Source organism: Microcoleus sp. CAWBG27, assembly GCF_020883145.1.
In the GTDB taxonomy this organism is placed as follows: Bacteria; Cyanobacteriota; Cyanobacteriia; order Cyanobacteriales; family Microcoleaceae; genus Microcoleus.
In genome coordinates, this window is sequence record NZ_JAHREU010000049.1 from 1 (window position 1) to 20,550 (window position 20,550).

The 20,550-nt window shown below is 44.7% G+C and carries 17 protein-coding genes; 11 read left to right on the forward strand and 6 right to left on the reverse strand.

Going from position 1 to position 20,550, the window contains the following annotated elements; genetic code table 11:
• Positions 1–930: 930 nt before the first annotated feature.
• Positions 931–1,188, forward strand: coding sequence for a pentapeptide repeat-containing protein (locus tag QZ938_RS33125; RefSeq protein WP_363318822.1), 258 nt, complete (start codon positions 931–933; stop codon positions 1,186–1,188).
• 354 nt (positions 1,189–1,542) lie between these two features.
• Positions 1,543–3,288: an AAA family ATPase gene (locus tag QZ938_RS22995; protein ID WP_293351575.1), complete on the forward strand. Its 1,746-nt coding sequence runs from the start codon at positions 1,543–1,545 to the stop codon at positions 3,286–3,288.
• On the opposite strand, the gene QZ938_RS23000 is transcribed toward QZ938_RS22995, so the two are convergent.
• On the reverse strand, positions 3,251–3,667 hold the full coding sequence (locus QZ938_RS23000) for a hypothetical protein (RefSeq protein WP_293365641.1): 417 nt from the start codon (positions 3,665–3,667) through the stop codon (positions 3,251–3,253). The genes QZ938_RS22995 and QZ938_RS23000 overlap by 38 nt on opposite strands.
• Before the next feature lie 51 nt (positions 3,668–3,718).
• Here QZ938_RS23000 and QZ938_RS23005 point away from each other — a divergent pair, with 51 nt between their 5' ends.
• The 3 genes from QZ938_RS23005 to QZ938_RS23015 are packed head-to-tail and all read left to right on the forward strand — an operon-like array spanning position 3,719 to position 5,831.
• Positions 3,719–4,267 (forward strand): DUF192 domain-containing protein, encoded by a 549-nt coding sequence (locus QZ938_RS23005; RefSeq protein ID WP_293351571.1) that lies wholly within the window; start codon positions 3,719–3,721, stop codon positions 4,265–4,267.
• A gap of 45 nt (positions 4,268–4,312) precedes the next feature.
• The gene (locus QZ938_RS23010; RefSeq protein ID WP_293351569.1) at positions 4,313–5,332 is read left to right on the forward strand and encodes a hypothetical protein; all 1,020 of its coding nucleotides are present in this window, start codon (positions 4,313–4,315) and stop codon (positions 5,330–5,332) included.
• Positions 5,333–5,342: 10 nt separating this feature from the next.
• Positions 5,343–5,831 carry a hypothetical protein gene (locus tag QZ938_RS23015; RefSeq protein WP_293351567.1) on the forward strand — a complete coding sequence of 163 codons (489 nt, stop codon included), beginning with the start codon at positions 5,343–5,345 and terminating at the stop codon, positions 5,829–5,831.
• A 167-nt stretch (positions 5,832–5,998) separates the two neighbouring features.
• On the opposite strand, the gene QZ938_RS23020 is transcribed toward QZ938_RS23015, so the two are convergent.
• Positions 5,999–6,697 (reverse strand): hypothetical protein, encoded by a 699-nt coding sequence (locus tag QZ938_RS23020; protein WP_293351565.1) that lies wholly within the window; start codon positions 6,695–6,697, stop codon positions 5,999–6,001.
• Between the two features lie 314 nt (positions 6,698–7,011).
• Positions 7,012–7,995: a hypothetical protein gene (locus QZ938_RS23025; RefSeq protein WP_293365642.1), complete on the reverse strand. Its 984-nt coding sequence runs from the start codon at positions 7,993–7,995 to the stop codon at positions 7,012–7,014.
• Between the two features lie 317 nt (positions 7,996–8,312).
• Here QZ938_RS23025 and QZ938_RS23030 point away from each other — a divergent pair, with 317 nt between their 5' ends.
• Together QZ938_RS23030 and QZ938_RS23035 are read left to right on the forward strand one after the other, a co-directional pair.
• Positions 8,313–8,600 (forward strand): helix-turn-helix domain-containing protein, encoded by a 288-nt coding sequence (locus QZ938_RS23030; RefSeq protein ID WP_293351561.1) that lies wholly within the window; start codon positions 8,313–8,315, stop codon positions 8,598–8,600.
• A gap of 135 nt (positions 8,601–8,735) precedes the next feature.
• Positions 8,736–9,782: a Fic family protein gene (locus QZ938_RS23035; RefSeq protein ID WP_293351559.1), complete on the forward strand. Its 1,047-nt coding sequence runs from the start codon at positions 8,736–8,738 to the stop codon at positions 9,780–9,782.
• Positions 9,783–10,517: 735 nt separating this feature from the next.
• On the opposite strand, the gene QZ938_RS23040 is transcribed toward QZ938_RS23035, so the two are convergent.
• Complete coding sequence (locus QZ938_RS23040; RefSeq protein ID WP_293351557.1) at positions 10,518–11,468, reverse strand: tyrosine-type recombinase/integrase; 951 nt, start codon at positions 11,466–11,468, stop codon at positions 10,518–10,520.
• Positions 11,469–12,234: 766 nt separating this feature from the next.
• Between QZ938_RS23040 and QZ938_RS23045 the strand changes: the two genes are divergently transcribed.
• From QZ938_RS23045 to dnaB, 4 genes are all read left to right on the forward strand, one after another.
• The gene (locus QZ938_RS23045; RefSeq protein WP_293351555.1) at positions 12,235–12,615 is read left to right on the forward strand and encodes an HNH endonuclease; all 381 of its coding nucleotides are present in this window, start codon (positions 12,235–12,237) and stop codon (positions 12,613–12,615) included.
• Positions 12,616–12,742: 127 nt separating this feature from the next.
• Complete coding sequence (locus QZ938_RS23050; protein ID WP_293351553.1) at positions 12,743–14,086, forward strand: helix-turn-helix domain-containing protein; 1,344 nt, start codon at positions 12,743–12,745, stop codon at positions 14,084–14,086.
• A gap of 531 nt (positions 14,087–14,617) precedes the next feature.
• Entirely contained in the window at positions 14,618–16,336 is a 1,719-nt protein-coding gene (locus QZ938_RS23055) for a hypothetical protein (protein WP_293351551.1), read from the forward strand.
• Positions 16,337–16,673: 337 nt separating this feature from the next.
• On the forward strand, positions 16,674–18,041 hold the full coding sequence (gene dnaB, locus QZ938_RS23060; protein ID WP_293351549.1) for a replicative DNA helicase: 1,368 nt from the start codon (positions 16,674–16,676) through the stop codon (positions 18,039–18,041).
• A 203-nt stretch (positions 18,042–18,244) separates the two neighbouring features.
• Here dnaB and QZ938_RS23065 read toward each other — a convergent pair whose 3' ends face one another.
• Together QZ938_RS23065 and QZ938_RS23070 are read right to left on the reverse strand one after the other, a co-directional pair.
• Positions 18,245–19,396 (reverse strand): ParB/RepB/Spo0J family partition protein, encoded by a 1,152-nt coding sequence (locus QZ938_RS23065; RefSeq protein WP_293351547.1) that lies wholly within the window; start codon positions 19,394–19,396, stop codon positions 18,245–18,247.
• A gap of 273 nt (positions 19,397–19,669) precedes the next feature.
• On the reverse strand, positions 19,670–20,500 hold the full coding sequence (locus QZ938_RS23070; RefSeq protein WP_293351545.1) for a ParA family protein: 831 nt from the start codon (positions 20,498–20,500) through the stop codon (positions 19,670–19,672).
• Positions 20,501–20,550 lie beyond the last annotated feature (50 nt).

The following is a 20,550-nucleotide window of genomic DNA, read 5'->3' on the forward strand; positions in this document are numbered from 1 at the left end:
GTTCCAGGTTCCAATTTTGTCCTAACCAGTCGTGCTGATTTTGTTCCAGGTTCCAATTTTGTCCTAACCAGTCGTGCTGATTTTGTTCCAGGTTCCAATTTTGTCCTAACCAGTCGTGCTGATTTTTTCCCAAGTCAGGTTTTATTCTAATCAGTTGTGCTGATTTTTTCCCAAGTCAGGTTTTGTCCTAACCAGTCGTGCTGATTTTTTCAATTTGGCCTAATAAATATTTGAAAGTGAGGTAACGTTAAATGCAATCTGTGAGTACAGGAGAAATAGTTTCGTTTCAAGAATCTTTTTTGAGATCCGTAGTTGCCGCTGTTGTTAGTGCTGAAATAGCTTTTAAGCAAGCCGAAGAAGAAGCAGCACGACGGTTGCGGGAATTGACTCAACAAGAGGAAGATGAGCGGCGGAAATTAGAAGCAGACGAAAGAAAAAGAAGTTTAGAAAGTGGGATGCAAATAAGCATGGGAGATGTCCTGCTTTTTGGGTATGCAGGCGGTTCAAAAGTAGACACTCTTTCCGGTATGGCTGGTAGATTTTACAATCCAGGCTTGCCAAAAACTTTAGATGCTCTTAAAAATGTTGCAGAAGGCTCAACATTGCCCGGTGCCGCCGATTTGCGAGTTGATTTTGCGGGCAAACCCGTACTGCAAACCGATGCCGAAGGTACTGTTTTAGTTAATAAGTTTATAGGTGCTGGTTTTGAGTCAAATTATTTTGCCTCTTTTTTTAAAGTTCGCGAAAGTTCGCCATTAAGCGAAGAACCCACGCGCATTATTGAAGAACTGAATCGAGGTAAGCAAGTAGTTGTAGAACCTGTAAAGGAAGCTGTCGGGGGTTCTGTCGGAGAGAAGCAATCCGCTGTAAAACCCAGAAGTCGTGCGGTAGCTACTCCGGAGAAGTCAGTATCTTCGCCGTCATTCGCACCTGCACTGGAAGCATCTCAATCATCGCAATTTCAATCATCTCAACCTCACTCATCTCAATTTCAATCATCTCAACCTCACTCATCTCAACCTCACTCATCGCAATCTCAATCATCTCAATTTCACTCATCTCAATCTCAATCATCTCAATTTCAATCATCTCAACCTCAATCATCGCAACCTCAATCATCTCAATCTCAACCATCTCAATTTCAACCATCTCAATCATGGGGTAGCGATTCTAGATTGCGTTATGTAGTCGAGCATTTAGTTGAATTTTCTGCCTCCGTCGGCACGCCTGTTGAAGTGAAAGGGACACACTATATTTGGAAAGCCACTCCCGACGGTAGGTGCCGCATCGACGACCCAAATCGCGGCTGTTTGCTAATAGACGATGGTTGCGGGAACTTCCGCAGTCGCATGACCGAAGCAGATTTAGAGCGTTTTGAAAAAGCTCTTCCTGAATTGATGAAGATGAAGCCGAGTCAGTCTCGACCTTATGAATCTAATTCTAAACAGTCGAAAAAAGCACAGTTAGAACTTTAACTATTGGGGTTTTGGGGTGGATAAATCTCCCACTAATTAGGGCAATGTAAAACAACGAGGATGATTTATGGCTCATGCAAACGCGCTGTCAGGTATTATGGCTTCTGCCGGTTGGGTAATAGAATTTGTGGCTCCTTTGATAGAGCGACCCTCTGCATTTCAATTACTTGAAGAAGCTTCATTAGAATTTAAAATACCTTGCTATTTTTGGGACTTTGGTTCCTGTCGATTTCAAGATATTTCTCGTCCTCACAGTTTCGTAGCTCCCGATTGCTGCGGCATTTTTGATATTTTGAAGTATTTGTGCATGACAGACACTCCGGGTATATTTGTAATCGAGAATATGCAGGAACTCATGCAGATTCGCAGCATTTCCGATTTCAACTCAGAAGAAAGGCAACTGCAACTATCGGCAATAGTTGCCAATTTGTACTTTAAATTTGCAGCCAGCGGTGGCAGTAATTTTTTAGTATTGCTTTCTACAAATGGGCTGCGGGTAGACGACTATTTAAAAAGTTTAGTACCTTCAGTCTTTTTGCCACTGCCGGATAGAAAGCATTTGGTTGAGTCAGCATCTCGATTGTCCGCAGAATTTGGTTTGGAGCAAGCCGATTCGGAACAGTTGATTAGTGCGATGTCTGGTTTATTTTTGAAAGAAATTGCTAGGGGAGTAACTCTTTGGCAGCAGGGTTATTACGGAAATTCAGACATATGCAGCAGTCTGCGCCAGTATAAAATTGGGAAATTTCGGGAATTGGGATTGACTTTTAAGGAACCTTCAATTTTAGGCGAATTCGGGGGTTTAGACTTGCTGAGAAATGCCTTAGAAGACGTAAAATTTCAATTTTCTGGGATGGCGAGAAGCTTTTCTATTCCCTTGCCGAAAGGTTGGCTGTTGGTGGGGCCACCCGGTACCGGCAAGACATTTGCCGCGTCTGTTTGTTCTTCTAAATTGGGCGTACCCTTGGTGAGCGTAGATGTGGGCGCTCTGATTGCTGGAGGAGCGGCGTATTTGTCCTGTGTTTTACAGCGAGTGGAAGCAATAGGAGCTAGCGTGCTCTATTTTGATGAGTTAGATAAGCTTTTTTCTTCTAATTCCAGTTCTCTTTCTGGCGAATCGGGCAACAGCATTCAAATTCTCGGCCAATTGCTGTCTTGGCTGCAAGATAAAACGGGTCACACTTTTGTAATTGCCACTCTCAACCGCCTCGCAGCACTACCCCCAGAGCTAACCCGTTCAGGCCGATTTGATGCGATTTTCTACGTGGGATTTCCGCAAGCGTGCGAGCGAAAGCAAATTGTGGAACTCCACGCTGCTCGTTTTGATAACAGATACAAAAATACTTCAGAATCTCCCCTTTCAGACCGCGATTGGCAGATTTTGTTGAACATGACTAACAACTTTGTTGGAGCAGAACTTGCCCGCATGGTAGAAGTCGCTGCTCAAAAAAAAGCTAGAGAAATAGCGAATATCTTGAGCGGTAAAAACTCGGAATTTTCGCTGTGGAACAAAAGAGATAGAGAGCAGATTCAAGAATTGAGGTGTTTGGTCAATTTACCCGAAAGCGATTTGTTGATTTTGCCTTTGTCAATCGAATCTAAAACTTTACGCGGCATTGTCAGATTGGAACTGAACGATTTTTTAGAAGAGAGGAAGAAAATAACGCCTTTATTCGTGAGAGATACAGATAGAATTCTGGCAATGGAAAATTCATCGCGCTATGTTTCCGTGCCTGCTTCCAGTCCCGATACGAGTTTATTTGCACCCGTACTTTCTACTTTTTGGGGAGAGGAAGTATCAAGTAAATCTTGAATGATGAAATTGATTCCATAAATTCGCTCGCTAGTGCCGACGTACAAAGTAGCAAAATATGAGGATATAAGTGTTGATAAATTGATGGCACAACTTCACCTATACCGACGTAAAAAGCAGCAGAAAATGAGGAATTAAGTAAATGTTCACGAATTGGTTCCACAACTTCATCTATACCGGCGTACAAAGCAGCACGAAATGAGGAATTAAGTAAATGTTCACAAATTGGTTCCACAATTTCACCTATACCGACGTACAAAGCAGCACGAAACCAGGGATTCACTAAATGTTGACAAATTGGTTCCACAGCTTCGCCCATACCAACGCACAAAGCAGCAGAAAATGAGGGATTCACTAAATGTTGACAAATTGGTTCCACTATTTCATCTATACCGACATATAAAGCAGCAGAAAATCAGGGATTAAGTAAATGTTCACCAATTGGTTAAAGTTTGACTGGCAAAGATTTTCTGAAAAAGTGTTTGTAGCTAACACTTTTTTGGGTTGGAGTTTGCTGCTTTTACTGCCTTCAGTTGTGGCGCTGCGAACATTCGTACAGTATCGCTCCAGACAGGCACAATATCTCCAAATAGGAGCTTATTTGATATCGGGAAGCAGGCGAATTGAGTTAGAAGTAGCCCGCAGTTCTGAAGAAAAAGAAAAGGGTTTACAGTTTCGACCGCCACTGACTGGCAACCGGGGAATGATGTTTGTTGTAGACCCACCAATACCTGTATCAGTGGTAATGCCGAACATGGAAGCTGCTCTTGATGTGGTGTTTTTGCGCTCTGGGACTGTTGTAAAAATGGCATCGAATGTTAAACCCTGTTTGCTTCGTCGCGGTGTGGCGCATTCTGATTGCAAACCCGTTTATTACCCGCATCCAGTGGATACAGTTTTGGAATTGAGGGCAGGTACTTTAAGGGAACTAGGCGTACAGCCCGGTTCTGAATTGATTTTAGTCAAACGCAGTCATTAGGCTGCATAAATCATTAATTCTTGGTTGTTTTTGAGGAAAAAAATCATGAAATTATCAACCTTATGGGGAACCATTTTAACTGCATCGATTTTCTTAGTAGTTGCTAAGCCTGTTGTTGCCGCCGTACTGAAGAATAACGAACCCGTTGTCGGTGCGGTGAGAGCGACTAGCCCAATTTATCGTTTTACCAACTTTTGGGAAAGCAGCAATCCCGTCCAGCAACTTCGAGGAGAGGAGCATTTATTTGGAGCGAATGCAGGTGAAAAAATTCTGTTTGATTTTAGAGCCGAAGTACGCGGTTTTAATCCGGTTTTTGCAATTTTTGATTCTTCAAACCGACAGGTGGGTTTCAGTCAGCATCCCTATTTTACATTCATGCCGCCGTCGAGCGGTTACTACAAAGTAATCGTGATGTCTAAAGACCCCTCGATGGTTCCAAATCGCTATTCGCTGCGGGCTACAGCAGTTTCTGCAACTTCGCCAACACAGCCGTCGAATTTCCCGCCGACTGATGGGTTGAGTTCTGACGTTGCAGGTTTTTTGAGCGCTCCGCCGTTTGGAGAAGTACCTTTTTCTCCTGCTACTAATACCCCCGCTGTAAGTAGCAATTCCAGTTTTGGTGGCGGTTTTGTAGAGTCGTTGGAGCGAGCAAGCGTTTCAACTAATTTCAGCAACTCTTTCAGTTCACCAGAGGGGTTGGAGCGACCTGTCACTCAGCCTCCGAATTCTAGCAACAGCACCTTTAGTTCTCCACAACCGGCTGGACAAAACTGTCGCACGTATTTGGCAGGAACCGTAATATTTGCCGGTGCGATTGCAGCGCGTTATTACACTTACTGCTTCCTGCCGACAGCAGTTTTTCCAACTGCAAATCCTTCTATTCCTGCTTTCTCAAATACCGTTCCCTTACCGCAGTCAGTTAACAATTCATTGCCCGTTCCCCCTGGAAATCCTGCTTCCCTGCCTGCTGGTGTTGGCAGCAGCCCAGTCGAAAGTGGCGGTACGGCTCCTGCAAATCCGGGCAATTTCCGCCAGCCTTCAAAGCCAGAGTTTTATCCTTATTGAGGGACAAATTATGAGATTTTTAACAACTTTGCCAGACCAAATGCACTTCCATTGTGATGCCCAACCTTTTCCTGAAAAGTGGGTTTTTTACGAGAATATAAATCCTGCTTTTAGGATTGTTTCGCCTTCTCCCGACCCTTGGGATAACGAGTGGGTAGCGATTGCGACTTGCCAGAAATTCAAGATTAACGGCATCAGCGTTTTTTCCAGGATGGATTTGACACTTTACGATCCAAATGCTTTGTATTATCCGCTGGGCAACGTACCGCATTTGCCGTTAATCAGAGAAACTTATTTCGGGCAGTACGGATTCAATCACTCGCCTTGCATTCCTCTCTTTTTTGCTCCGAGTACCAGCAACCAATTAGACCATCAAAATGCGTGGATATCTTATTATTTGAAGCTCCCCATTTCCGATGTTACTGTCTCTGATTCTGTAGTTGTCGAATACAGGTTGCAGCCGGAAAAATCCGTGAATAATTCCTGGTCTCTCGGCTGATTTTAACTCAAAAATAATGCGACGGCATCAGTTCTTTTGCAAAAAGCAAACAGGGTGAATCTGTAAATAACGATCCACCCTGCGAACTCCCCGCTTCCGTTCCGTCAAGAGCAATCGTACCTCGTTCTGGAGAATAATTTTCCAGCAAGTACGATCGCCTTTTTTTGTTAAATCTCAACTTCTGGAGCTTCCTCAACCAGTCGCAAATAGTATTCGTTCGGATTCTTTATTTCTGGCTGCGTTGTTGACAGCTTTTGCAGCGTTTTGTCCAGGCGTTCAAAGAACGAATTAAACTGTGCAGTGTTGTAGTCAAAGTTGTACTCTACGCTTGTATTGCTGCAACCGTTCACAAACCAATAAGTAAAACTGAGACTTTCTGGTGCTAAATCGTAGTTCTTCGCTAGCAGAAAGAGAGGTAGTTGTGTTTTCCAGTGCTGCTGTACGGTCGCTTCTGTTGGAACATTTCCTTCGTTCCAAGTCCAGTTAATACAGCGAAATTCAGATTTTTCTGGGTTGATAACTATGAGGTCTATTTCAGACCAAATTAGACAGTTTTCCCAGAGTAATTGCACCGTATAATCTTGGTGTACTTGTTCCGATGTATTCAGCCGAAATATTTCCTGGAGTTGTAACTGTATCACATTTATACAGTTAGCAAGCTTAGGATAATTTTCTAGGATCTTTTGCACCGGAACATTCAAGAAAATTTGTTTCATTAAAAGGTGCATTTGACCTGCTTCGCTTTTGCACATTGTTGCGTATCGGTGCGGGTTGTATCTTCTTTCAAAGTCTGAATATTCTAACTTGAAAGACTCTTCTTGCTCTAAGATGCTGAGGCTTTCCCAATTTAGGTGGATTAGTTGCATGGAAATTCTGACCTATTTTTATAGTTCGAGAATTTCGGCGCGGAGCGCTTAAATCAATACTCCGGACAGTTTTTTAACGACTCTGTAAACGTTACAGCGTAAGCCCTGGCATTTTTAATGGTTTTTTGAAACTCAGGACGCTTACTTAAAGATTGAAAAAATACTCATCCCTATAGCCATCAAGGGTTGGAGATACTCGATTATATCTAAAACTGTCCGAAGTATTGTTAAATAATATTTGTACAGAAAACCCGGCTGCAAATTGTCAGGATTCGTGCCGTATATTTTCCGTACAAATGCCAGAAAATGAAAATTTAAGCAGATTTTTCGGGGAGCAAAATAACTCGATTCGTATTGGTTTTGACGCGAACGTCGAACTGCTCTAATACTCGGTATTCCGGGTATAGTAGAGTAGCAATAACGGTTATTGGGTTTTTGATTTCGCTCTTGTAAAATTCGAGAGCTTCTTGATAGTCAGAAGTTGCAAAAACAGCTTTTGTGTTCCTGCGTACTTCGTACTGTTTGGGAAAGGTAAGCGTACTTGGATTTATTTCTGCAAAGTCAGCGGATGGAGGCTGTTTGTTCAGATTGATCAAGTACAGTATTTGGATATTTTTTAACCCCCAGATTTTGATTTCGTGCTTGCAGGCTGTAACGCAATTTGGTGCGCGTAATTGGAATCCAGCAGCATATTTTTCTCGAATCAAGTATCTGCCCCATGATTCAAGTTTTGCTTTATTATTCCCTCTCAGGTAAGAAAATTGTATCTCTCCGTCAGAAGAATACACTTGACCGATTCGGCTGTCGCCACAGTAAGTTAAGTTTGCTTGTTTTTCTGTCAAGAAGCTGTCTTGGTTGCTGTTGCCGTTTTCGGGATGGCTATCGCTGTCTTGGCTGCTGTTGCCACTGTTTTCGGGATGGCTGTCGCTGTTTTGGTTGCCGTTGCTGCCACTGTTTTCGGGATGGCTGTTGCTGTCTTGGTTGCTGTTGCCGCCACTGTTTTCGGGATGGCTGTTGCTGTCTTGGTTGCCATCATCGGGGGCTCTGTCGTTAGGGTCATTGTCCCACAAGGACATGACCGACTTTTTCAATTTCTCGATCGCCAGTGGTGCTATTTCGGTTGCTGTGGCGATGGCGGAAGTCAATGCAGCCATCGCATCGATAACGCTAAGTTCTGCGGATTGCAGCGACGATATCTGCGCTTCTTTGATGCGGATTTCTTCTTGCAATACTGCGATTTCGTCAGAAAAAATTTCTCCTAACATAGCTTTTGACTCCTTGTTCTGGGGTTTTCCCACCTGAGCCACTTCCAATTCGGGACTGGTGGTTTTCGCTCCAGCGCGAAGCGCTTTTAATCAAGTTTTTCAATTGCTATAACTACTAAATCACTTTCCAATTCTACCTTAAAGTAATTAAATATAGAACTAGCTAAAATTCCGCCGGCTCGCTACCATTCTGCTGTTGTTTTAGATGCATAAATAGATGCTAATTTGACTAGATTTTGCCCAAAAAAGTGAAAAAGTAGTATTCCGATTTAACGAGAATTTGAGAATTATCTACTAATTTGCCGTAAAATTGTAAATGCCGTCAGGTCGCCCCTATTTTATATTGTTAAATGAATCGCACGATTCCCGAACAAGAATCCCTCACCGTCGAGTTTAAAAGCGATCGCACTCGCCTACCGGACAAAGACCTGATTGAAACCGTTGTCTGCCTTGCCAATACCGACGGCGGCTTCATTTACCTCGGCGTTGAAGATGACGGTACTGTAACAGGTTTGCACCCCCAACACCAAAACCTGTCCACCCTAGCAGCCACGATCGGCAACCGCACCAACCCCCCAGTCAGCGTGCGCCTTTTAAACGCGCACCGCGCCTTTTTAAACACGCACCGCGCCTTTTAGACACGCATCCATACAGAAGCGATCGGGTACAATACTTTTAATATAGGTACTGTGACCAGGCTAGTACCTATATTAAAAATACTTATATAATAGGCCTAAGCGACTCAATGGCTATGACAGTGGTGCTTTTAATCTATGAAATCTTTTGAACAGACCTTTTTAACCCAGCAACCGATTACCCAAAAACTGCTACAGACGATTCGCTTAATTGGGGAGTACAAAGGCAAGCAGGAATTATACAAGCAACAAGCGCCACAAGTGCTAGAAACTTTGCGGCAAACTGCGATTATTCAAAGTACCGAATCTTCTAACCGCATTGAAGGAATTACCGTTCCTCTGGCGCGAATTCGCAAATTAGTAACGGAACGCACAGCACCAAGGGATCGTTCAGAACAGGAAATCGCTGGTTATCGGAATGTACTGAATACAATTCACGCCAGCTATGGTTATATTCCATTTACTCCGAATATTGTTTTGCAGTTTCACCGCGATTTATATCAATTTAGCGTCGGTTTAGGTGGCTGTTGGAAAACAACAGAAAATCTAATTACGGCAACCACAACTGATGGTAGACAAATAGTGCGATTTACTCCTGTTGCCGCCTATGCCACCTCTCATGCTATGGAAGAGTTGCATGAGAAATTTAATCTATTTTCCCGTGAAGGTGAGATTGAACCATTGTTGTTGATTGCTAGTTATGTTCTCGATTTTTTGTGCATTCATCCGTTTCTGGATGGTAACGGACGAATGGCAAGATTGCTGACGCTGTTATTGTTGTATCAAGCGGGTTATGAAGTAGGGCAGTTTATTAGTTTAGAACAAATTGTGGAGCGCACCAAAGAAAGTTATTATGATGCCTTGTACCAATCTTCTCAAAATTGGCATGAGGGGAAGCATAGCTTGTTGCCTTGGTGGGAGTATTTTTTAGGGGTAATGTTACTGGGAGCTTATCGAGAATTTGAGCAGCGGGTTGGGGTGATTGGAGGAGCAAAAGGAACGAAATCTGCAATGGTTTTACAGGCAATTGAGAGTTTGCCTTGGGAGTTTTCGATGCGAGAGTTACAGCAGCGTTGTCCGGTGGTTTCTGTGGATTTAATTCGTCGCATTTTGCGTCAAGAACGGGATGAGGGAAGGATTAAATGTGTGGGACGGGGAGTGGATGCGCGGTGGCGAAAGTTATAGACAATTTCCAAGGGAACGCATTTCAGAGGCGGCGATTGCTTTTGCTCAACAGATATTAGAAATTTACCAGCGTCGGCTGCTTTTACTGCGGTCGGAACTCCGTTGAATACTCTATTTGTTGCTTGGAACTAACTACCAAGTCAAGCTTGGTTCCCTACTGGATTAAACTTCATATCAATCGACCTACTGCCACTACTGTTGCACGATCTGAACTGGTATTATGTTCTTCAAGTAGCTTAGGAAAAACCTGACAACAGCCAATTATTCTGTAGCTGAAACCCATAATTAGGGCTTGCTGAATAAAACTAGAAAGCTTGCCAGATAATGGGTTTAAGCTTTTTTTGCTTAAAAAAGTGCAAGTTAGAGGATTATAGAGCAATACGGTTGACTTAAGATGGTCATTGCGAGGAACGAAGCAATCTCCGTATCTATTTTTCTTTTCATAGCGGTTTACCCCCAGGGTGAGCTTAAGTAAACGGTATTGGATTATAGAGGCTCAAAACCCTTGCAATGAAAGTTGTTAGTTTCTGGCTTGCATTCCCAAATGCAAGCCAGAAACCTACTATTTTTTAAGCTGTGTAGCCTCGTTTTTCCACTACGTACACTTTTTCAGCAAGCCCCAATTAGCAAAGGCTATTGATAAAGGAACTATAAGTTTCATCAGAGTCCTAGATGTCAGTCTTGCCCACCTTTTATAGTGCGTCAGCACTTAACGGCAGAGAACGTCACAAAGCACTAAAACTCCAAATGCTGCACGGCCCGCCGCTTAGTTTCCTCCCCACGCCTATCATACTTTGCCGTAGTTACCGGAGAAGCATGACCCGCCAACTTTTGCACCGTCACAATATCCACCCCAGCATCAAGGAGGTCCGAACAAAACGTGCGCCGGAAATCGTGGGGACTAAAAGACTCCACCCCAGCGAGGAACGCCCGCCGCTGCACAATCTTCAACACACCATCCTCCGTCATGCGCCGGCACTGAATTTCTCCCCCCTTCCGAATCGGGTACAACAGAGGGCCCGGAGCCTCCCCCCTCAACTCCAGCCACTCGGACACCAAAACACAAGCAGACTCCGGGAGGTAAACCGTCCTGTCTTTCTTACCCTTACCCTCTCGGACGAATAGCGCTCTCGTGGATGGGTTGAAATCTCGCCTCAACAGATTAACCGCCTCACCGCGACGGATGCCACCCCCGCGCAAGATAGCAATCAGCGCCTTATCCCTAACATCAATAGGAGTCTTACCAGAGCAACTTTCCATCAAAGCAGCAATCTCAGAGAGCGTTAGCGCCCGCCCCCTAACTTTTCCCGATTGCTTGACACTCCTGACATCCACCGCCTTACTGTAATCTATTGGGTCGATTAAATCCAACCGCAGAGCTTCCTTCAACACCCGTCGCAGGGCGCACAGCATTTGGTTTACCGTCGCCGGGGCGTACTTTTTCTCCAGGGCCGAGCGTAGGGCCGCAGTATGTTTGTAGCGCAATGCCGCCCAATTCAACGTCATGGCGTCACACTCCCCACCTGTCAGCATTCGGGCCATGATATTGAGTCCTTCTCTCATGGTTGCCTTTGACCGTTCGCTTCCCAAACTGTCCAGGTACACTGCTGCCGGGTGCAGCGCGAGCGGCACGGGTTCTTGCAGCCTCAAGGTTTCCGGCTGTTGCTCTCCAAGTAAGTCGAGCATTTATTCTTTCAAAGTGGCATTATAAATACTAAATTTTACGGCCGAAAGGTACTGCGCGATCGCTCGACTTGGGACTTAGGAATAAAAAATTAATAACTTGACTACTTAGGATCGCAAATTAAATAATTTAGAGAAGTTCGTGGGATGGGCGTCCCGCCCATCCTCTCTGGACGGGCGTCCCGCCCATCCTCTCTGGACGGGCGTCCCGCCCATCCTCTCTGGACGGGCGTCCCGCCCATCCCACAATAATCATAAAATTGTAAGTTATTTAATTATCATTCCTTATTTCGTGAGTCCTCGGCGTCCGGCGGCTAGCGAACTCGTGTTTTCTTTCTTGTGGCCACGGCAAGGAGTAAGGAAGGCTAAAGGATCGAAGTCTAGATTGGCGGCCCCATCTGCGAATCGCTAGAGCAACTGGTATTAATAGTTGTGCAAGAAAACGCGCCACTAGACACCAGATTTACCAACCAAAAATTTCCGAGGCAAACTCCTAGAAATGATGGTACTTTAGAAATTCAGTTACCTAGCTTAAAAACTACTATTTTGGCAAAAATCAAAAATTACATAAATCATTTAGGATTGCTATACAACTTTCTGTACTTTGTGCGTTCTGGATGGCGATAGCTCTTAAGTGAGACAAGCATGAAATAATAGTGAGGAAGGCGTTAAAAGATATGGAATATTGAGGAAATTTACAGCACTCTTTGACTTAATAGCTTCTGAGTGATGGCAATAAAAGCGATCGTCATATTGTGAGAAATGAGCTATGACAAAACCAAAAAGATATCCCGAAAACTGGCAAGAGATTGCATTTTCCATAAAAGAAAGTGCGGGGTGGCGCTGTGCTAAGTGCCGCCAACAATGCCTCCGACCTGGCAACACAAGTGGCTTAACCAAGTCTGAACGTTGTTCCTTGACCTTAACGGTACACCACCGCAACAGAATACCGGAGGACAATCGCCCAGAAAACTTAATAGCCCTTTGTACCGCCTGCCATCTGTCGTATCATAACCGAGGTCAGTCTAACGTATCTCCAGGGCAATTATCGCTATTTCCAGACGATGCGATGGATTGGGATATCATGGATGGTTCTCTGGAATCGGCACAGGACAATCTATCCGATCGCAATCCGCGTCCATTAGTTTGAGCAGGTTTCTTATTACCTATTTTCCAATTGACAACTGGAACTAGACAACATTATGCCAACGTGAAAATCTCGAACTTTTAAAAAAATTATTGAGTAAAATACTAGGCTCTAACTATTGACTAAAATTATGACTGACAGCATTAGCTCAGAAAGTCTGGCTGAAGTTAGAAATACCCCAGACAAACCCATTACAGAACCTCGTCTGTACCAGAATATACCGATCGCCCCTGTTGCGACGCCCCCTCCTATGGTATCTAGCCTCCACGCACAACTTAGAATAGATTTGTGGCAGGAATACCCTTCAGGTGTCGGCTACTTCCAACACCGAGCCAAGGGCGACCCCAACAACATCATCGAGCATTACATTGCCAGCCCCGGTGACATCACGCTATTGCCTTTAGACGAGGCTATGCAAATTATTGACAAATTTGGGCTGACTGCTGCCAAATTACACCTAATTTTTGCAGCTCACATTATGAGACAAGAAGAGCCGTGGAAAAGCTTATTCACTCTCGAAGGCAGTGATTTAATCAAGGAAATGGGGTGGGACAAACGCACAGACTTGCCAGTATCTCAAAAACTGAATGAAATAGCTAAAACTGCGTATGCTCTAGGTTGCTTAGCAATCAAAGCCACATGGATTGAAGGCAAACACAAAAAAGGTGGAATTAGAGCCAGCGTTGACACCTCGCGAATGTGGAATATTCAAATTCAGTTAACAGGTCAGCAGAATCTGGAGGGTAAAATAGAGCATCCTGATGAAGTTTACATTACCGTCCAACCAGGACTCTGGACTCATGCCTTCTTGAACAAAGCAGGTTGCTTCGCCAAGGAAGCCTTGTATCAGTTTGGGTATTTAGCTCAGGACATTCTCAAAATTGACGCCTACCATGATGAAATGGCTTTGCGCTTAGCACTTCATCTGACGATGGAAAGCCGATTCCACACCAGTGGCATTTACAAAGTGGAGACACTCCTACAAGCGCTATTGCCCCAAACGGTAATCGATCTAGCTCGGTCAGACCGCAAACAAACTTACAAGCTGACGAATAACTGGAATCGCACCCTGGAAGTGCTACTGAAACTCAAGCGAGGGTTTCAGATCGAGTTTGACCAAGAGACTTACCCAGAATGGCTGAGACCTGGTAGCAAGTCTCGAAAAAAACCAGGATACTTTGACACGCTGTTGGCAGCCAAAATTACTATCCATCCGCCAGCACCTATCCCCGAACTCCTGGCAACCAAAGCTGAACTCAAACAAATTCAACCCCGTCTGAAAGAAGCTCCCAAACCTAAACTGACAAGCAATGAGATAAAAGAAGCAAGGGTAGCCAAAGGTTGGAGTCAAGCACAATTAGCAGGTTGGCTAGGGATGTCGCAGCGTTATGTATCCATGCTGGAACGTGGAGAGCGAACCCCTGCACCAGAAGTGGAATCACGAATCTGGCACCTATTAATCACATCAGAATAGGCTTCGTTCAACCTGCTCTCAACAAGGCAGCGTCATAGACCAACCATTTAGAGGCTGGTTTTTTTTTCTGCGAAGAATGCTCGGGCTGTTCTGAAACTTGTTCTAAGAAAAATAGCCATTTAAAATAACCCTCAACTTCTTACTAGCTCTCGGTTTGACGGTTAGAACAAAACCTCTAGAATGCCGCGACAAAACCTCTAGAATGCCGCGACAAAACCTCTAGAATGCCGCGACACTTCATTTTTGAAACTCTTTCTACATATGGTTTTCAGCTTTTAGAACAACTCTTATAAGTCTGATAAGACTGATCCGCAACTAGATACCGCAACGATCGACCTGGCAAGATGGAACAGACAGGCGCACACCCAATAAGCGTGCAAATGCAGCGGCGCGAAGTCCATGCGGCCTTCCACAGGAAGGTGGCCCAAGAGCGCTCAATGTCCCCTGCCCAATTAACAGCAGTCTCTTTCGTGTGGCTTGCGACTGCCACAACTCGCAACTTTTACACTCTTTTTTACGTCGGAGGAAAAAATGGTTGTAGCTACAACTAACTGGCACAAGCCGCCACTCGCCAGACACGCAGCAGTTTACGAAGACCTAGCCGACATACTCGAAGGCGCTACCCCCAGCGCCATCAAACTCGCCCTCTACCTGTACAGAACCTGCATCGGTGGCAAACCAGAGGAAATCGACATCCATTGCATCCCCTTGGGCGAAAAACGAGCCACTCCAGTCCGCAACGGCAAGCCCTACAGCGCCAACACCAGGCGGGCAGCCCTCAAAGAGCTCGAAAAATTCGGCTTGGTCAAAATCCTCAAAAACTATGGGCATGGCATTTTCCGCATAGCAGTACAGCACCTGGGGGAAGTTCGCCCCTTCATTCATACCCAGCAAAAATTCCAAAAACTGAACAAACAATCAAAAAATCAACGTCAACAGTCAAAAATTGAGCAAACAGAGGGTTCAAACCCTGATGGTGCCGTACTCTTTACAAAGGATAAAAAAGAACAGCAAAGCACTGAAAATGTTGCTGCTGTTTTTTCAAATTCTTTTGAAGAAAAAGAAAAATTAGCAAGCCCAAGTATAAAGCTTAAAAATGTAGAATCGAAACTTGGTACTGAACTTGCTACTGAAATCCAGACCAAAAACAGTCAGTCGAAAGAAAATTTACAACAAAAATTAAAAATTCTGGATGAGAATAAGTGTTCCGCCCCAACGGTTGAATGCCTGAACACTAATTCAGATAAAATTCCAGCGCTCGACAATGCGACAATACCTTGCAGTTCAGAACAAACAGGTTTAACCTCTGAACCCCCGCAAGAACTACCTACAAAACTCGACAGCCTCGGCCATCAAAGAATCTCTGGCACCGAACCAACAATAATCAACAAGGCTGTCCCGTTAAATCTCGAAACATCTTCCTTTGTTAATCCTGAAACCGATAAATTTGTCGAACCAGTTGTAATTGCCAATTCCAAAGCAACTGAAATTATCGAAGAGGTTGCAATTGTCAATGCCGAAACGATTGCAATTGCGAACCCTGATATAACTGAAATTGCCGAAGCGGTTGCGATTACTAACTCAGAAGCAACTGGAATTGTGGAAGTGGTTGCAATTTCTACTTCTAAATCTGTTGTAATTCCTAATCCTGATGTAACTGAAATTATTGAAGAGGTTGCAATTGTCAATTCCGAAACGACTGAAATTCCCGACCCTAATGCAATTCCTACCAGTGAAGCGGTTGTAATTACAAACCCCGATGCGACTCAGATTGTGGAGATAGTTATGCAAGCCACAGGAGGGATGAATCCCGAGTTGAGAGTTTGCATTCTCCAGTACAACTTAGAGGAAATTCAAGCAGCCATAAACCTGCTGCAAATCAGAAGCGAAACAAAGCAAATATCTAACCCTTCAGGATGGATAGTTGACTGTTTGCGCGGTCGTTGGTGGGAACAAACTAACAGTTTTCCAAACTCTAACCCAACAAATGTTGTTTCGTCTTCAGCTTCAACAGGCTGCCCCCCAGTTACAAAAAATTCTCCTTCTGTACAGACAACAATAATAACTGAGGATTATATTGACCCTCAGTATATGCCATTAAAAACTCACCAAAAGTTATTAAAACAGTTCCAAGAACTAGGCCAAGAAGCTTTCGCATCGCTAGGTATTCAACAGCAAATTTACTTGCAGTGGATGCAGCGGTTTCCTCAGCGAGCAAAACAAATTCTAAGCAAATTGTCTACTACTTAGCTATTTATGGCCTTGTTCAGAAATATGAGGTACTCATGGGCATAGGCAAAACCGGGCATAGGGCATAGAGCATAAGAATCCATGGGTATACCTCACTTTTTTGAGAAAGGCTATACCTCAATACGGTTTACTTAACTCTTTTTTAGGAATTTCATCTGACGATTTTCTAGGCAATACAGACATTTTTTGCAAGTCAGATTCTTCTTAAGTAAATGGTATTGGGCCATACCTTAGTTGTGAAAACAGTGATTATCCAACCTATCTAGACAGCTTTTAATCCTTTAGACAACTTTTCTCACAGTTCAATTAGCAACAAAATCAAAGGAGAATACCAGATATGGCAATCAGTTTAGTTGACAAAATTATGCCTAGCAATATTGATGCAGAGGAAGCCATTTTAGGCGGAATTCTGATCGATCCAATTGCCATTAAAAGAGTCGCAAATATTCTACACCCCGAAGCATTGGCAATTACAGTTCACCAACATATTTATCGGGCCGCTTTAGCGCTGCACTCTAAGGAGCAGCCCACAGATTTGATGAACATCACTACCTTCCTGGGCGACCACAACCTGCTGGAAGTAGTAGGAGGTCTAACCAAACTGGTAATGCTCGTAGACCGGACTGTTTCAGCCGTCAACATCGACCAATATGCTTTGCTAGTGGTGGACAAGTTTGTCAGGCGCGAACTCATCAAAGCTGGTAATGACATAGTACAGCTTGGCTACGAAACTTCTACTGAATTAGGTGCGATACTAAATAGGGCCGAGGAAAAGATTTTTGCCCTCAATAAGTACAAAGAAGAGCGACAAAAAGCTATTCGACCTCTCTGGGAATATTGCGGGGAGCTTTGGCGGTATCTAGATGAAATTGAGGAAGAACGCTTGAAGACTGCTAACTACTTTCCTGGAATCAGCACAGGGTTTTACGACCTCGACGACCTACTGGGAGGGGGATTTTACCGAGGTGAATTGATTGTCATAGGAGGTCGCCCCGGTAGCGGCAAAACAGCTTTGGCTTGTGCCCTTGGGTACAACATTGCTTCCCTTCCCACGAACGGTCGAGTTTTGATGTTTTCGATGGAAATGCCAGGTCGGGACTTAGCGGCGCGGCTAGTAGCACTTGAGAGTGGGGTGCCGGTGAAAGATATCAGGAAAGTTAACTTAGCTGGTAAGTACGAAGTGCTAGCCTCGGCTTTAGGGAAAGTTAGCGATGCTGATTTTTGGATAGACGAAAGTTTGGAACCGTCTCCCTTGGAAATTCGTTCCAGAGTCAGGGAGTTTGTTTGTGAGCGCGGCCCCTTGGGCTTGGTAATTGTTGATTACTTGCAATTGATGGTGAATTCGGCGGATGAAAATGTTGTGAATAAAATCAGCGAAATTACCCGACAGATGAAGATTTTAGCTCGCGAGGTTGACGCGCCCGTTGTACTGCTTTCTCAGCTCAATCGGGGAGTAGAGGCTCGCACAAATAAACGTCCGAGTTTATCGGATTTGCGTGGTTCTGGTGGAATTGAACAGGATGCCGATGTTGTACTTGGAGTTTACAGGGACGATTATTATAATCCTGATTCTCCCGATCGCGGAACGGCTGAAATTATTGGGTTGAAAGGACGGAATAGCGGGACGGGAACGGTTAAGTTGCTGTTTGATGCTGAATGCTGTCGGTTTCGGAATATCTATAAACTTGGGCAATTGGCAAGGTGACACAGCCTTTGCTCGCATTCGGCACCGTAATCTGTCACAATCAGTTTTTTCTTGATTTTGCAAACAAATTAAGTTACTTTTTGTACCACAGATTGGGAAATCTATTTGGCGCTTACCACTCGAAAATGCTCAAATATCTAAAAAAATTAGTAGTTTGACACTTTAGAGTGCGGAATGTGGGCTTCAACAAGCGTGGAAGTAGTTTACTTGGAATTTTTGCCGATCGCATTTTGCTTCAAAACAGCTTCAATTTCCGCTAACTTCTGGCGCAAAACCTCCTGTAGTTCCACAAGTTGCTCAACTTCCGATTCCTCCAAAACCTGGGGTGACAGCTTCTTCAAATTCCCAGCAGCCAGTTTGACCTGTTTGAGTTGCTGAGCCGAAGCTGGAAACTTAGTGAGATTAGAACTGATAATTTCCTTCACCAATTTACGAGTTTGGGCAGCCGATAATTTCTCGGTACAAACTTGGTTAGTTGCCTTAAGTCGAATGAGCTCCGCCTCTTCTGGTAAAACTCCCAAATTCTTAGCAGAGAGTTTAGAGAGAGCCATAGCGTGAACCCCCTTGAGTCCGCTCCGAATCGCCAGTTTTAGATCCGGCGCAATTGACAGCATGGGAAAAATATTGGCATCAATCGAGGCCGGGTTGAGTTGCAAATCGAGTAAACCTTCCATTACAGTTCGCTCTTGCTCATCTAAATCTAAAACCTCCAAACCTTGTCGTTGTTCTTCAGGTGTTGCCCTCACCAACTCAGAAACCAAATTCATGCGCTTTTGTACGTTCAGCCGCCGCACAGCAGTCGAGAGAATGCGGGGGATATTTGCAGGCTCTAAGTCAGAAGAAGTAGTTAACTCGCGGACAATCGCCTCAGCTTTGTCCAGGGGGTTGAGGTCTTCTCTGTGTAAAGAGGTAAGTAACGCCTTGCGATGCAGAGATGCTGGCTCTGGAATAATCACAGCTTCCAGAGCTTGCCAGCCCAGGTTTTTAGCACTACGCCAGCGTCGCTCTCCGTCGAAGATTACTAACTCTCCCCGCTGAATTAAGATGATGGGTTCTAGCTGTCCGTCGCTAGTAAGGGAGCGGGACATTGATTCGATACTAGAGGGTAAAAATGTCTGTCTGGGTTGTTCGGGGTTGGGTAGAATTTGATCTAGGGGAACTGAGAGAACGCCTCCAGCCACTTGCAGTTGCTCTCGCAGAGCAGCTAGCTGTGCTTCAAGTTCGGCTGCACCGGACTTCCGCAGCTCTTCAACTTCGGTTCTTAATTTCTGAATTTCTTCCTCAGCCTCGGATAGCTGCATGGATTGCTTGGCTGCTGAAAAGTAACTGGTCAAGTCGGGAGTTTTACGGGCCATAGGGATTTAAGATTTTTGATTGGGAGTGAACAAAAGAAAGTTTGCTTTATTTACAGATAAATTTGCTTTGGTCAGAACCCGGCAGTCAGGAGTCAGGACTCGGCAGTCAGAAGTTAGGGCTCGGCAGTCAGAAGTCAACACTCAGAAGTCAAACGTTTGTATATCAAAGGTTTCAGCAATCATCAATGTCCGGTGCTGCCCAAACGGTTGGTATACCTTGGGCGGTTGTTTCGGCCTTGCTTGGCTTGGGATAGAGCCTGTGCGTAAGTCCTGCTACTTTTTCTTTTTGGTCTTTTCGTTGTCTGCTGAAGTAACTTTATTTGGCATCAAACTGGCTACGTGCTTCACAATTTCCTTAAAGTCGCCCAAGGCAGGATGAAGGGGGCGATAAATGTGTAAAGGCAGTCCCTGCCCGCAGGCGTTGATAAATTCTGCGCTGTCCCGAATGGCAGGAAAAGTGTGGATATTCATCTGCTCTAGTTGAGCTGGCAAAGACTCTAAAAGTTGTCGGTGGGTGGCTCGTTTTGTATCGTATTGGTTAGGTACAAACCCGATAATTTCTGGCTGGGGCTTGAGGCGCAAGTGTTTGCAATGGTGGTAGTACCATTCCAATAAGTGAGCCGCGCCCTGAATTGATTTTGGTTCGAGCTGCACCGGCACCGCTATATGAGTGGCGGCAGCTAGCGCCATTAGGGGCAAAGGGCCTAACGTGGCGGGGCAATCAAAGATTACCAGGTCGTGTTCTAGCGGATAGTCGGTCAGGCAATCGCTCAGAAGGTAAGCGCCGCGTTTGTGCAAAACTAACTCGTCTGCTGTTTGTGTTAGCGTCATCCCACCCTGACAAACGGTTACATTATTGGTGTGGGAAGTCCAGCTAGGAGTGAGGGGCCAAGAGCCATTGAAGCCGTCTCGGAGCACGGCGGACAGTGTGTGTTCTGGTTCTGGTGGCATCAACCCGCAAAAAAGGGTCTGCGAGCCTTGGGGATCTAGATCCATGATGGCGACCTGGAAACCCTTCAAACCTAGTTCGTAGGCGAGGTGGACTGAAAGTGTGGTTTTGCCACTGCCCCCAGCATTGCTGATGACTGCTAATCGAATTTGCATGGTGTTAAATTGAGGTAAATGATTTAAAGATTGTAGAGCGATCTGGTGAA

Bases quoted from the DNA above. Each gene is read 5' to 3' on its own strand.
- QZ938_RS22995 (WP_293351575.1), top strand. From the start codon at position 1,543: ATGGCTCATGCAAACGCGCTGTCAGGTATTATGGCTTCTGCCGGTTGG.
- QZ938_RS23005 (WP_293351571.1), top strand. From the start codon at position 3,719: ATGTTCACCAATTGGTTAAAGTTTGACTGGCAAAGATTTTCTGAAAAA.
- QZ938_RS23010 (WP_293351569.1), top strand. From the start codon at position 4,313: ATGAAATTATCAACCTTATGGGGAACCATTTTAACTGCATCGATTTTC.
- QZ938_RS23015 (WP_293351567.1), top strand. From the start codon at position 5,343: ATGAGATTTTTAACAACTTTGCCAGACCAAATGCACTTCCATTGTGAT.
- QZ938_RS23020 (WP_293351565.1), bottom strand. From the start codon at position 6,697: ATGCAACTAATCCACCTAAATTGGGAAAGCCTCAGCATCTTAGAGCAA.
- QZ938_RS23030 (WP_293351561.1), top strand. From the start codon at position 8,313: ATGAATCGCACGATTCCCGAACAAGAATCCCTCACCGTCGAGTTTAAA.
- QZ938_RS23035 (WP_293351559.1), top strand. From the start codon at position 8,736: ATGAAATCTTTTGAACAGACCTTTTTAACCCAGCAACCGATTACCCAA.
- QZ938_RS23040 (WP_293351557.1), bottom strand. From the start codon at position 11,468: ATGCTCGACTTACTTGGAGAGCAACAGCCGGAAACCTTGAGGCTGCAA.
- QZ938_RS23045 (WP_293351555.1), top strand. From the start codon at position 12,235: ATGACAAAACCAAAAAGATATCCCGAAAACTGGCAAGAGATTGCATTT.
- QZ938_RS23050 (WP_293351553.1), top strand. From the start codon at position 12,743: ATGACTGACAGCATTAGCTCAGAAAGTCTGGCTGAAGTTAGAAATACC.
- QZ938_RS23055 (WP_293351551.1), top strand. From the start codon at position 14,618: ATGGTTGTAGCTACAACTAACTGGCACAAGCCGCCACTCGCCAGACAC.
- dnaB (WP_293351549.1), top strand. From the start codon at position 16,674: ATGGCAATCAGTTTAGTTGACAAAATTATGCCTAGCAATATTGATGCA.
- QZ938_RS23065 (WP_293351547.1), bottom strand. From the start codon at position 19,396: ATGGCCCGTAAAACTCCCGACTTGACCAGTTACTTTTCAGCAGCCAAG.
- QZ938_RS23070 (WP_293351545.1), bottom strand. From the start codon at position 20,500: ATGCAAATTCGATTAGCAGTCATCAGCAATGCTGGGGGCAGTGGCAAA.